Consider the following 13,111-nt stretch of genomic DNA (forward strand, 5'->3'; position numbering starts at 1 on the left):
CACAATTGTGGAAGGTTTCTTATTTTTCGATAACGCTCATATTTAAATTATAAGCTTTCTCAATATTTAATTTATACGTTCCATTTCCTGTTTTTATCGAGTTTTTATACCAATGTTCTTGCCCATTTAATTCTGGATTTTCTTCTGAAGAATTATTTTCTTTTTTCGCTAAATCTTCTACTTGTTCCCAAGGTGTGTTTCCGTGAGTTTCTTTTTGATTTGTTACGGCTGTTAAAGAAACATCACTTTCTTTAGTTAAATGAACAGATACGTTTGAACTGTTTTGTACAAACCAATTATTTTGTAATTGACCTGGATAAAGAGATAGTTCGTTATTCGAAGCGCGGATCTCTACATTTTTATTTTGCGGAAGAACGAGTGTTTGTTTCACCTGTGGTGCGAAGTTAAAAAACGTATGCTGAACCGGTAATGGTTTTAACGTTATATACATCGTTTCTCCAGCCGTTTGAACTGAAAGGAAATCATCTCTTTTTAAATTAGGTTTTTCATTTGTTTTTGTCGTCATTTCATATGTTCCAAAAAGATGAATTTGATTTGTATTATCACCCTCTATCGTTAGAGGGTGATGCCCCGCATCCACTACGATTTTTTTGATAGATTCAGGTATATCAAGTTGTCCGTCTGGAATATTACTCGTTTGTCTAGTTGTGTTAATAGAATGACGAACTTCTTCTAGCAATCCAGTTGATAATAAGCAGTAAAAAGCAATTCCAACACTTCCTAAAACTCCGATAAAGAAAATACTAAAAATATCATATTTAATAAATGAATGTTCCTTCTTAGAAAATAGAAGGTATAGTAAAATTTCAGCGCCAAGTATGATAAGTAAAACAGGCCACCAGGCTGTTAATGTATCTAATGCTTGAACTCCTTTTACGACTGAAAATAGTAAAAAGCAACCTAATGTAATAATGGAGAGCCCCATTGAGAATGTTCCAACGCGCCATGTTCTCATTCGTTTGTACCACCTTTGTTTTCTTTATTTCCAAGTAACAATTTAAAGCCGCCACCAATTAAAAGGAGAGCAACGATAGATGTTTGGAAATAGCGATAATATAGTTCGCTAAGATGAATATTAAATATAGTTGCAAAATAGTCATTCAAAATAGGAAGGACTGTTTGATCTAATAAATAATAACCACCGAGTGTAATTAACCCAATACCGATCCATCTTTGATGATTGATAAAATAGTCAATGATAGGTTCGTCATTTACACGTTCTTTTCCGTATTTTGCAGTTTGCTGTAACGCATCAAAAAAGCTATAGAACCAAATGATTGGTACTAAAAATAAAAACGCAGAAAGTCTTAATAAGTCGAGCAAATAAATAGATAGTAAAAAGGCTGCCATAAGCTGAAGACCACGGCGCTGTAAGCCTAAATACATATGTCCTGCTCCAGGAAACATTGCTAAAATGGAAGCGAATGTTTTATTTTTCTTTCCTTGTTCTCGGTGCTCTTCAAATTCTTCAAAAATAGTACGATCCACTAATTGCTCGCCGCGTTCTTTTTTCTGTAGTTGTTGAACAACATCGAAGAAATTATAAATCCATAAAACAGGTAATGTAATAAGAAAGATAAGGAAACTTCCTTGAGATGTTAAGAGTGCAACGAATATAATCATACTTCCGATTCCTGTGCAAGCGACTAAAAATGTAAGTCCGCGTTGCATAAGTCCTAATTGAAAATGACCAAGCCCAGGAATGATTGATAGAAGAATGATATAAAATCGTTCGCTTTCTTTAGAGGACTCTGTAAATTCTCCGGCTGCTTGTTTTTTCGATTGATTAATAATAGTGATAACTAAATCTAATAAATTGATCGCCCATAACACGACTAGTAAAAATAGAGAAAGAAAAGCAATATCACGCGCTCCTAATGCTATTGTACAAAATGCTGCAAGGATAAATAGAAATAAAGCCCCGCCGCTATATAAAATAAATCGTCCAAATTTCTTTAAATATAAATGTCCAAGCCCAGGAATTAGCCCTAACACAAGTGCTAAAAAGGGATTTTTATTCATGCTTTGAACCTCCGTCCTTTTTTGATGTGTCTACCGATTTGTTTACAATTTGTTGTGAGATAGAAGACTCGTTATGTTTTGAAGATTTCTCGAAATTTGATGTCGCTGTGAAAATATACTGGAATAAACCACTTACCATAAAAATAATTGTAGCCGCAGTCGCAATTATGTAGTGAATAATTGTGCGCTTTAGTGAGTTTGTTTTTATATTTTCATTAGATTGTAGTGTTTCAAAATTAATTTGCGTCATAACTTCGTTCGTAAATGAATCATCATTTATCATTGGAAGGTTTTCATGTTGTTCATCAATACTTTCCATATAAAGTGCTAAACAATGATCACATTCATAAAGATGTTCTTCCATAGATTCACGTTCATTGTTTGATATAACATCTAATGTATAATTGCGCCAATCTTCTTTTGAATAATGCATCATAGAAACTCTTCCTCCTTCCAATGTTTTTTAATCCATTTTCTTGCCCGATACAGTTTCATTTCGACTGTTTTCACTTCAATATTTTCTTGCAAAGCAATTTCTTGATAACTTTTTTCTTCTAAGTAATGTGCGAGAACGACGTCACGGTAATTGTCGGGAAGTTCTCTCAGTTTTTGAGCAATGAGTAATTTTTGCTCTTTCGTCAATAATAAAGCCTCAATATTATGAGAGGATTTTATATTTTCCGCAGTTTCTTTACATAAGGAGAGTTCTTCGTTTTCTCTAGCTTTTTTTCTCTTATAATCAATAGCGTGATTGGTGGCAATACGTGCCATCCACGTTTTTAATCCGCGAAATTGATAATTTGGGAGAGAGGCGTGAATTTTTACGAATACTTCTTGTGTAACATCTTTAGCATCTTCTTCATGTCTTAAAATAGAAAAGATAACTTGAAAAATATAATGACGATATGTTTGTACAAGGATACGAAAAGCATGTTCGCTTCCTTGTTGTGCTTTTTCAACTAATTGTTTTTCCTCAATCGGTCTCTCCCTCCTTTTTGACGCATTCTATTATATAGACGTAAGAAATGATAAGTCACCCTACACATGTTATAAAAAAAGAATAATATATTTTTAGCAGGAGGGCTATATGAAAAAGGTGTGAAAAAATGGTAAAGAGAAGTATATAATGAGCAAGAAGGAAATGTTACACAGAGAAAGGATGTGAATGTTAGTAGGGGAAGGTCCATACTAACAAACATGAAAATTAAAATATTAATAGCGGACGATAATTCTTTTATTAGAGAAGGCATGAAAATTATTTTAAATACATACGAAGAGTTTGAAGTATTAGATACTGTAAATGATGGGAAAGAGGCTGTAGCGTATTGTAAAAAGTATGAAGTTGATATCGCGCTTTTAGATGTTCGTATGCCAAACATGAACGGGGTAGAGGCGACGAAGTTAATTTGTGAAGAGACAAAAACGAAGCCTCTCATTTTAACGACGTTTGATGATGATGAATATATTTTGGATGCAGTAAAAAACGGAGCGAAAGGTTATTTGTTAAAAAATAATGATCCGGAGCGTATTCGTGATGCGATAAAAGGAGTTTATAACGGTCAAACTGTTATGCAAGATGTAGTGCTTGATAAAATTAAGTCTAATTTAATGGAAAATAAAGAGGAAGAATCTAAAATTGATAAGAGTCTTTTTACAGAAAGAGAGCTTAGTATTATCGCATTAATTGCGAAAGGTTTCTCAAATAAAGAAATTTCGAAGCAACTTTTCATATCTGAAGGAACGATTGCAAATTATATTACATCAGTTTTAGGGAAAACTGGACTAGAACATCGCACACAAATTGCGATTTATTACTTAACAGGGAAAGTAGATTAATGTTATGGAATTTTGGTTAACTGTAAGTAAACTTATTGTCTTTTTATATATAGTGTTTAGCTACATTCATTTAAATGTTACGAACTTACCGTGGATTATACTTACTTTGCTTTTATATCTTTCTGTCAATGTGTTGATCTCTATATTTAAAAAAGATACGTACAAAAACATATTAACTTGTGTGTCAATTGGCGTAGTTATGTTATTTACATGGAAGGTTCATCCGTTTTTTATTTTGTTTTTACCTTTGAACTTATATGAAATTGCAAATTATTACATAAAAAAGAAATGGTTAATCTTTTTCATTATGATTCTTCCTATTATTTTTATAGGTGAAGGTATTCAAATGACGTATGGACTTATTAGTGCATTTTGTTTTTTTTCCTTAACGATAGCTCATCGCTATATAGCACGATTATTAAAACTAGAAATGCAAAATGATAAAATGAGAAAAGACATACAAAGACTTACGAAAAGTTTAAATGAAAATAAAGATTACATAAGGCAATCTGAATACACATTTAAATTAGAGGAAAGAAATCGACTATCTCAAGAAATTCATGATAAAATCGGTCACTCAATGACAGGTGCACTTATTCAAATGGAAGCAGCGAAGAGATTAATGGAAATAGATAAAGTGAAATCTGCTGAGTTATTACAAAATGCAATTCATATTTCAAAAGATGGAATTGAAAGCATTCGGATTACATTAAAAAATATGAAGCCACCAACTGAGCAAATTGGTATTCATCGTATGAAATTATTCATAGAGGAATTTGCCGGTAAGCATGATATAAATATTCCTTTCGTATATAAAGGGAATTTAGATATGATTTCACCGATTCAGTGGAAGATTATTGGTGAAAATGTTACGGAGGCACTAACAAACGCGATGAAATATGCTGATGCGACAGTCATTTCAATAGATATTCATGTACTGAACAAGATGGTGAAAGTACAAGTGAAGGATAATGGTAAAGGTGCAGCTCTTGTTAAGAAAGGCCTCGGTATTATGGGAATGGAGGAGCGAACAGCATCAGTAAACGGAAAAATTATTGTAGATGGAACAAGTGGTTTTTCAGTAACAATGTTATTGCCGATATAAGAGGATGAATCATCTCATATGAAAAAAGTGAATAATCTCATGTGAAAAGGGTGAACTTCTGCACTGAGCAGGTTCATTCTTTTTGTTTATAATAAAAGCAGAGAAACCGAAATAGGGGTGAAATGATGAACACATTGGAAATTAAAAATTTAACGAAAAAATTTGGTGACTTCATCGCAGTAGATAATATGTCTTTATCTATTAAAGAAGGAGAGATATTTGGCTTTTTAGGATCAAATGGTGCTGGTAAAAGTACAACGATTAATATGATTGCTGGTTTGTTAAGAAGTAATGAAGGTGAAATTAGCATACTAGGAAAAAATATAAAGAAACATAATCGATTTGCGAAAATGAATATCGGTATCGTTCCGCAAGATATTGCGATTTATGAAGAGTTAACTGCCTATGAAAATGTGAAATTCTTTGCTGGATTGTATGGATTACGAGGAGTCGAGCTAAAAGCGAGAGTAGAGGAAGCACTTCAATTTGTAGGCCTTAGTGATAAACATAAAAGTTATCCGAAAAACTTTTCTGGCGGGATGAAACGAAGACTGAATATCGCTTGTGCAATCGCTCATAGACCGAAGTTAATTATTATGGATGAACCGACAGTTGGAATTGATCCGCAGTCAAGGAACTACATTCTTCAGTCTGTCCGAAAATTAAATGAAATGGGAAGTACGATTATTTATACGAGTCACTACATGGAAGAAGTAGAAGAGATTTGTACGAAAATAGCAATTGTCGATCACGGTAAAGTAATTGCAGAAGGAACGAAAGAACAGTTAAAAGCAATTATTACAGATACGAAAGATATTTGGATTGAAGTAAAGTCAGTAGAAAATTTAGATGTAGAAAATTTAAAAGAGATAAATGGTGTGAAAGCTGTTCAAATTGAAGAGAACGTAATCAAGGTAAACTCGGATGCAGGATTAAATAATTTAAATAAAATTATTCAGCATTTCATTAATCATGACATTGAAATTCGTTCGTTAGAGGAGCAGGCTCCAAACTTAGAAACAGTATTTCTTACGTTAACTGGAAGAAACTTACGAGATAAATAAAGGTAAATGAAGAAAAGGTAAAGGGAGGTTCATCAATTGAACATCTTTAACATTGCAGTGATGCACATTAAAAGAGATTTCAGGGACGTAAGAACTTTAGTTTTTATGTTAGCATTTCCGATTGTACTTATGCTTGTGTTAGGAACAGCGTTAACGAATGCATTTAATAGCGATAGTCAATCGTTTAAGGATATACAAGTGCTATATAAAGATGAAGCAAGTAGCACGTTTTCTCAATCATTTGAAGCATTTACGAAAGAAGTCGATAAATCAGGTATTCATTTTAAAAAAGCTTCCGAAGGTATAGATGGGAAAGAAGAAGTGAAGCAAAATAAATATGCTGCTTATGTAGAGTTAAATAAAGATGGTGCAAAATTTTATGGAAGTGACAAAAGTAGTATTGAGGGAAGTATTGTGGAAGGCATGCTTACAACATTTGTTGATAAGTACAACGTAGTGGCCGAAGTTGCAAAAGTAGACCCGAGTAAGGTTAGCGCAGTTATTTCAAACGGAAATCATAATGATTATATTAAAGAAACATCTTTACAAGCTGCTAAAAAACCAGGTTCTATGGATTACTATGCGGTTGTAATGACGACGATGATTGCACTGTACGCTGCAATGGGGGCGAGTTTTTTAATTCGAGGAGAACGAATACGTAAAACAGGAGATCGTTTAATTGCAGCACCTATAAGTAAGGCTGAAATTTTCATTGGGAAAGTGCTCGGTAGTCTTGTAGCGAATGCACTTTGTCTATTACTTGTCGTTTTATTTAGTAAATTTGTTTTTCAAGCGAATTGGGGCGACCATATTGGAATCATATTTATTATTTTACTAACAGAAGTCTTTTTAGCAATTAGCTTCGGTTTAGGAATCGGATATATTACAAAAACAGGTGAGGCATCTAGAGCGATTATTATGGTTGTTGTGCAATTAGCGTCTATTTTTGGTGGTGCGTATTTCGTAGTGGAAGAAAATTTCGTTACGAATTTATCACCATTAACGTGGGCAAACACAGCTATTATGAAAATTATTTATGCAAATGATGTAGGAGCGGCACTGCCGGTAATATCTTTAAATCTTGGGATTTCAGCAATCTTCTTATTAATTGCGATTATTGCATTACGTAGACGGGAGGGGCTATAGTATGAAAGATATTTTATGGCTCATACAAAAAACGTTATCTGTGCTTCTGAAAAATAAAAAGGGGTTACTCATTATTATTAGCTTGCCGATAATAGGAACGCTCATTTCCTTTTCGATATATGGGAATGTAGGGCAAGGAACGTTAAATATTGGGGTTATAAATAAAGAAAATCAACCTATCGCAAATGATACAGTGAAATTTTTAGAAGGACTCAATCATGTAAATGTTAGTAAAATTAAGGAATCTGAAGTGGAAGATAAACTCACTTCAAAAAAACTTGATGGTGTTATTACATTACAGTCTGGTTTTTCTGAAAGTGTTCGAGAAGGGAAACCGAGTCATATTGAGATTTCATCGATTAAAGGCGATCAAGTAACAGGATTTATAAAATCGTATTTATATAACTATGTTGATAACATCGCTGCGATTAGTAAAGTGGCAGGGGCCGATCAAAGTACGTTTAATAGTATGTACGCGGGTTATCAAAAAAGTTCATTTAAAGTAAAGTCTGAGACACTTGAAGATACTTCAAAAAATAAAGATATGACAAATCAAACGATGGGTTATCTTATTATGTTTATGTTATTTTCAGCAGTGAATTTATCAGGATTTATTTTAAAAGAAAAAGAGAACAGAACGTATTTTAGATTATTATCAACGCCGATTGACGGAAAGAAATTTATATTATCTAATGTCGCAGTAAATATGATGATATTAACAGTACAAATTGTAATTGCAGTATTCTTTATGACGAATGTTTTTCACACAACTATAAATATGCCTTTCATAGTTATGATTGGTGTGCTTATGATATTCGCTTTAATTGCAATTGGTTTATCGTTAGTCATTGTGTCTTTTTCAAAAAGTTCAACTGCTTCAAATGCAATGCAAAATATAGTAATAGTACCAACATGTTTACTTGCTGGATGTTATTTCCCGTACGACATTATGCCGAAAGCAGTACAAAAAGTAGCTGATTTCCTTCCGCAGCGTTGGTTACTAGATACGATTTCAAAACTACAGCAAGGCATTCCATTTTCTGAGTTGTATTTAAATATTTTAATTTTATTCGCTTTCGCGATAGCATTCTTCTTAATTGCTATTTATAAGTTTGGAAGAAATAATGATGCGAGGAACTTTGTTTAATGAAAAAAGGTGTGGCGTAAATGCCACGCCTTTTTTGTTCGTAATTAAAAGTAAGGAATACATTTCGTATGAAAAAGTAATTTAATGAAACACTACGAAATAGTAAGTAATATGATCGGAAGGAAATCCAAATGATTAAAAAGATATTGCGAGTTACTTCTATTATTATTGCTATTTTCGTTGTTATTTTAATTTGGATGCATATTGACGTTACGCTCGGAAGGAAAATGGAAGCCGGGAAAAACATGCCGACAGAGTATGCACCTCATTATAGTGACTTTCAATTATATGTGGAAGGGAAGTCGTTTTATAAACAGTTATTTACTGATATAAGTGAAGCGAAGCGATCTATTTACACTTATTTTTATATTTTATCGGATGATAAAAGTAGCCATACTTTTTTAAACTTATTAAAGGAGAAGGCGAAAGAAGGAGTAAACGTATATTTATCGGTTGATCGCATTAATGATTTATCATTTGAAAGAAAGATGAAAAATGAATTGCGGGAAAGTGGTGTACATTTTACATATAGTAGAAAACCTGAATTGCCATTCGGATTTTATTCACTTCATCATCGTAATCATCGTCGTATTACGACGATTGATGGGGAGATTGGCTATACGGGTGGCTTTAATATGGGGGATGAGTACTTAGGGAAAGATAAGCGATTTGGATATTGGCGTGACTATCATGTACGGATAAGAGGGGAAGGAGCGAAAGATTTAGAAGAACAGTTTGCTTTAGATTGGAAACGAGATGCGAAAGAAGATATAAAGAGGAGTAAGAATAAGGCTAGTAAAGGGAACACGTTACATACTATGGCTAGTTACAATGGACATTATGTCGCTGAAAAATATATAGAGTTAATAAAACAAGCGAAGCATTCGATTGTAATTACAACGCCTTATTTTATAGCGAAAAATAAAGAATTAATGAATGCTTTAATTGGGGCGCAAAAGCGTGGTGTTACAGTGAAAATACTATGGTCATATAAACCAGATATTCCTCTCATTAAAGAGGCGGCGTATCCTTACATACGTCAAGCTGTTAAAAATGGGATTACTGTATATGGCTATAAAAAAGGGATGTTTCATGGGAAGTTAATGCTGATTGATAATGAATTAACCGTTATTGGTACAACAAACTTTACTGCGCGTAGCTTCTATATAAATGATGAGATGAATTTGTATATTCATGGTGGATCTATCGTATCAGAAGTGAATGCGGCGTTAACACAAGATTTTCATGATTCGAAAGAAATGACGAAAGAGTTTTTTGATAACTTATCTTTTTGGGAGCGTTGTAAGGAGAAGTTGGCGGGATTAGTTGATTTTTATTTGTGATGATTTAACTGGAATAATGGAAATGTAGAATATAGTAAATAGAAAGCTGTATTGTTTATTCAAAAAGTTGAGAAGTAAGAAAGAACCTTCAAAAACAGAAGGTTCTTTCTTATTTTATAATTTATTATTGGTAGTTAAAAAATAGTCTGGTCTGGCGGGTGCCCCTCCGTCTTCATTTGCGCTTCGGTAAAAAATTCAATATGTAGTTAAAGTAAAGTTAAGCTAATGTCTCTATTTTGATTAAGGGTTCTAAGTGAGTTCTAGTTGAATGCTTAAAAAACTGTAGTTTTATAACTGAAAATTTTTATAAATCAAAATAATCATCTATCTGAATTAAACTATACGTCCAGTAATAACTACAGCACAGCTCTTCAACTAGTGGCTAGCATTACTGCCGGCCTCGCTGAAGTCCAAAGCGGGAAAGGATTTAGTCCTGTAAGTGGTACGTTTAGTACACAAGGATTAAATATGGATTGGACCGTTTCGATTCAAGAAATTGTTGATGAAAGAAAACGTCAAGTTGATAATCTTTTAAAGGAAGGATCAATGGAAGAAGGGAGCGGTGTGCAAGAAACCTCCTGAAAAATCTACATCTGAAAAAATTATAGATGGTATTTTAGAAGGTACGGGTCAAGCTGTTGAAGATACAATAGATGGTGTTGTGGCACTTGGTAAATGGGAAACATGGGAGAACATGGGCTACGCTGTTACTCATTTAGATGAAACCTTACCTGCTATGTGGAACACATTGTCAGATTCGTTTGTTAATGATGTAATAAATGGAGACGCTGAAAGTCGTGCTAAGTGGGGAAGTTATGCTTTTACACAAATTGGACTTGGGCTCATTGGTGAGAAGGGGATAAGTAAAGTCACTACATTAGCAAAAGGTGCAAAATTCTCTACAGGAATGTCTTCTTTCGCAAATAAATTGCCACTGACGGATCGGTTGGCATTTGCAGGTGCAAGTGGATTTGGAAGCAATCAAATAAAAATATTTGAAGTTTTACAAAAAGCTCGTGAAACATTTATGTTTTCTACGACTGGTAGAAAAAGTAGAGTTAAGGATGTACAAGAGGTAATTAAGGATTATGCAGATAAAGTACTTGATAGGGTAACTGTAGAAAAGGAATATCCTGATTCTTATACGGCATCCCGAGTGTTACGTGAAGAACTAAAAGACGCTGGGATTGATCCGCCTCCATACCATAATGCAGCACATCATATTGTACCGTGGAACGATGGTAGGGCTGTGGAAATACAAAAATTAATGAAAGAGTTTGAAATAGACCCTAACTCTGCTGTTAACGGAGTATTTTTACCTGGATATCGAGCAATAGATAGTAAATATGTAACTACGGAGGCAATGCATATAGGTAATCATGGACCAGAGTATATAGAATTAGTATATGATACACTGACAGAGATTAAAGAGTTTGGTGGTACTCAAGCTGATGCTGTTGCAGCACTCCAGACAATCAGAGAAGGATTATTAGATGGCAGTATAAAACTAAATCAACCAAAGTAATGAAACTTGAGTAAGTAACAGAGCATGTAGGAGGGAAAATATGAAGATTTGGCAATTAAAAAGTAAGTTTAATAACTATGAGTCTTTCCAGTTATTAAATTTTGAAGAAGACCACAAAAAATATATTGATGGAAAAATAAATTCAATAACTCATTTAGCAAATTCATGGGGCAATATATATATAGAGTGTATTGAAGGAGATAATTATAGTGATTTCCCTAAATTTTGGGGAGGAACTGGTGCACCAATGATTAGTGAAAAAGCCAAGCAAGTGCTTGAACCTTTAATAGGCGATAATGTTGAATTCTTACCACTTTTACGCAATTCAACTAGTGAGGTATATTACTTGGTCCATGTGTTGAATGTACTAGATGCAATTGATGGAGATAAAGCAATCTTGAAAAAACTGATTACAGGCCTTATAGTAGGTTGTGAAAAGTTCGCATTTGATTTTAATATAGTTCAAAATGAAATGATTTTTAAGGTTTACATAAATGGAAAAATTCATCCTACGGCTGTTTTTATTTCGGATGAATTGAAGGTTTTAATTGAACAAAGTGATTTAAAAGGTTTTGAATTTATTGAAGTGTGGGATTCAGAAGAGCTCTCATAAAGAAATTCTAAACTTATAAAGGGCCTTGATAAGTTTACGATAAAAACTTAAGTCCCCTTGTTATACAAAGTAGGGGACTATTTATCCTACATTAACGAGCGGTAAGATTCCCACCTCAAAATTCGGCTAAAGCAAAGAAGTTAGGTGGGAGATCAAATGCTCGTAAAAGCCCGATTGGAGAAGGCTAATAATCAGTGGGGATGGACAAAACCTCCACTGATTAAAGTTTCACTTTATTTAAGTTTGTTCTATCAACATTATGGTCACTTAAAGCACTTCACTAAAGAAGATGATCTGTAAAAGCTCCCTTTGTTAATGGAAAATACTATTTTTCATGCACAAGCATCGAAACATCATCATTAATCAACGTCCCAACATGTTCACCTAAACAAATTCTTTTCATAACACCAGGCTCATCAAAGTTAAAGACGTGTGCCGGTAAATTATAATCTCGAGCAAGCAATAAAGCTGCTTGATCCATTACTTGTATGTTTTGCCTAACAATATCGTTATAGTTCAGTTTACTGTACATTTTCGCTGATTTGTTATGTTTCGGATCACTTGTAAAGACACCGTCTACTCCTTGTTTTGCGACTAAAATGGCGTCGCTATTCATTTCAATGGCTCTTTGTACACTTGGGTAATCTGTTGTAACGAATGGTTGCCCGTTACCACCACCGAATATGACAACATAACCGTTATCTAAATGATGTACTGCACGTAGGCGAATATATGGTTCAGCTACTGCATTAAAAGGGATGGAAGTCATAACGCGTACTTCTCTATCTGTTTTACTTGTTAAAACGCCGCGAAGCATTAAGCTGTTAATAATCGTACCTAGCGTACCGATATTATCAGCTTCTACACGATCAATTCCCCATTCTTCAGCTAGATGACCTCTGAAAATGTTACCGCCGCCGATGACAATGGATACTTCGATATCTAAGTCAATAATGGATATTATTTCGTTTGCGATATGTTCTAATCGTTTGGAGTTAAAGCTATTTCCAGATTGATCAGCAAGTGCGCCGCCACTTAGTTTAATTAGGACGCGTTTATATGGTTTCATAACAATTCCCCCTATATAGATTGCAATAAAAAAGGAACAAAGGCGAATGCCTTTGTTCCTTCGTAAGAAAATGAAATAGAAAAGAAATAGATATGATGAACTTCTTCACGTGATTTTTCATAACATCCACTCCTTTTCATCCCCATTTATTTAGAATACGTATATCTTTTAGATTATACGAAATAATCTGATGTTTTATCAAGGTTATTTTATTTCTTTT

At 33.7% G+C, this 13,111-nt stretch carries 12 protein-coding genes and 1 pseudogene; 8 read left to right on the top strand and 5 right to left on the bottom strand.

All coding sequences use genetic code 11. The annotated features are described in order from the left end of the window. Positions 1-19: 19 nt before the first annotated feature. The 4 genes from exsE to QCI77_RS08970 are packed head-to-tail and all read right to left on the bottom strand — an operon-like array spanning position 20 to position 3,021. Positions 20-976, bottom strand: coding sequence for an exosporium protein ExsE (exsE, locus tag QCI77_RS08955; protein ID WP_002141220.1), 957 nt, complete (start codon positions 974-976; stop codon positions 20-22). Continuing rightward, on the bottom strand, positions 973-2,043 hold the full coding sequence (locus QCI77_RS08960) for a hypothetical protein (RefSeq protein ID WP_002086382.1): 1,071 nt from the start codon (positions 2,041-2,043) through the stop codon (positions 973-975). Before QCI77_RS08960 ends, exsE begins: the two co-directional genes overlap by 4 nt. Further along, positions 2,036-2,479 carry a hypothetical protein gene (locus QCI77_RS08965; protein ID WP_002086380.1) on the bottom strand — a complete coding sequence of 148 codons (444 nt, stop codon included), beginning with the start codon at positions 2,477-2,479 and terminating at the stop codon, positions 2,036-2,038. Before QCI77_RS08965 ends, QCI77_RS08960 begins: the two co-directional genes overlap by 8 nt. After that, the gene (locus QCI77_RS08970; protein ID WP_307838321.1) at positions 2,476-3,021 is read right to left on the bottom strand and encodes an RNA polymerase sigma factor; all 546 of its coding nucleotides are present in this window, start codon (positions 3,019-3,021) and stop codon (positions 2,476-2,478) included. Before QCI77_RS08970 ends, QCI77_RS08965 begins: the two co-directional genes overlap by 4 nt. A gap of 219 nt (positions 3,022-3,240) precedes the next feature. Here QCI77_RS08970 and QCI77_RS08975 point away from each other — a divergent pair, with 219 nt between their 5' ends. From QCI77_RS08975 to QCI77_RS09010, 8 genes and pseudogenes are all read left to right on the top strand, one after another. Then, entirely contained in the window at positions 3,241-3,879 is a 639-nt protein-coding gene (locus tag QCI77_RS08975; RefSeq protein WP_050551663.1) for a response regulator transcription factor, read from the top strand. A 4-nt stretch (positions 3,880-3,883) separates the two neighbouring features. Next, positions 3,884-4,984, top strand: a complete 1,101-nt coding sequence (locus QCI77_RS08980) for a sensor histidine kinase (protein ID WP_002031110.1) — start codon at positions 3,884-3,886, stop codon at positions 4,982-4,984. A gap of 125 nt (positions 4,985-5,109) precedes the next feature. Continuing rightward, positions 5,110-6,048 carry an ABC transporter ATP-binding protein gene (locus QCI77_RS08985; protein ID WP_113735562.1) on the top strand — a complete coding sequence of 313 codons (939 nt, stop codon included), beginning with the start codon at positions 5,110-5,112 and terminating at the stop codon, positions 6,046-6,048. A 36-nt stretch (positions 6,049-6,084) separates the two neighbouring features. Continuing rightward, on the top strand, positions 6,085-7,194 hold the full coding sequence (locus QCI77_RS08990) for an ABC transporter permease (RefSeq protein WP_002141223.1): 1,110 nt from the start codon (positions 6,085-6,087) through the stop codon (positions 7,192-7,194). A 1-nt stretch (position 7,195) separates the two neighbouring features. Further along, entirely contained in the window at positions 7,196-8,341 is a 1,146-nt protein-coding gene (locus tag QCI77_RS08995; RefSeq protein WP_002031112.1) for an ABC transporter permease, read from the top strand. A gap of 131 nt (positions 8,342-8,472) precedes the next feature. Then, positions 8,473-9,684, top strand: coding sequence for a cardiolipin synthase (gene cls, locus QCI77_RS09000; protein ID WP_353824786.1), 1,212 nt, complete (start codon positions 8,473-8,475; stop codon positions 9,682-9,684). A gap of 321 nt (positions 9,685-10,005) precedes the next feature. Further along, positions 10,006-11,209, top strand: a pseudogene (locus QCI77_RS09005) (AHH domain-containing protein); the annotation flags it as partial. A gap of 40 nt (positions 11,210-11,249) precedes the next feature. Further along, positions 11,250-11,822, top strand: a complete 573-nt coding sequence (locus tag QCI77_RS09010; protein ID WP_353824787.1) for an imm11 family protein — start codon at positions 11,250-11,252, stop codon at positions 11,820-11,822. Positions 11,823-12,147: 325 nt separating this feature from the next. Here QCI77_RS09010 and pyrH read toward each other — a convergent pair whose 3' ends face one another. After that, positions 12,148-12,891, bottom strand: coding sequence for a UMP kinase (gene pyrH / locus QCI77_RS09015; RefSeq protein ID WP_002012233.1), 744 nt, complete (start codon positions 12,889-12,891; stop codon positions 12,148-12,150). Between the last annotated feature and the right edge of the window lie 220 nt (positions 12,892-13,111).

This window comes from Bacillus cereus group sp. MG9 (assembly GCF_040459995.1).
GTDB lineage: Bacteria > Bacillota > Bacilli > Bacillales > Bacillaceae_G > Bacillus_A > Bacillus_A mycoides.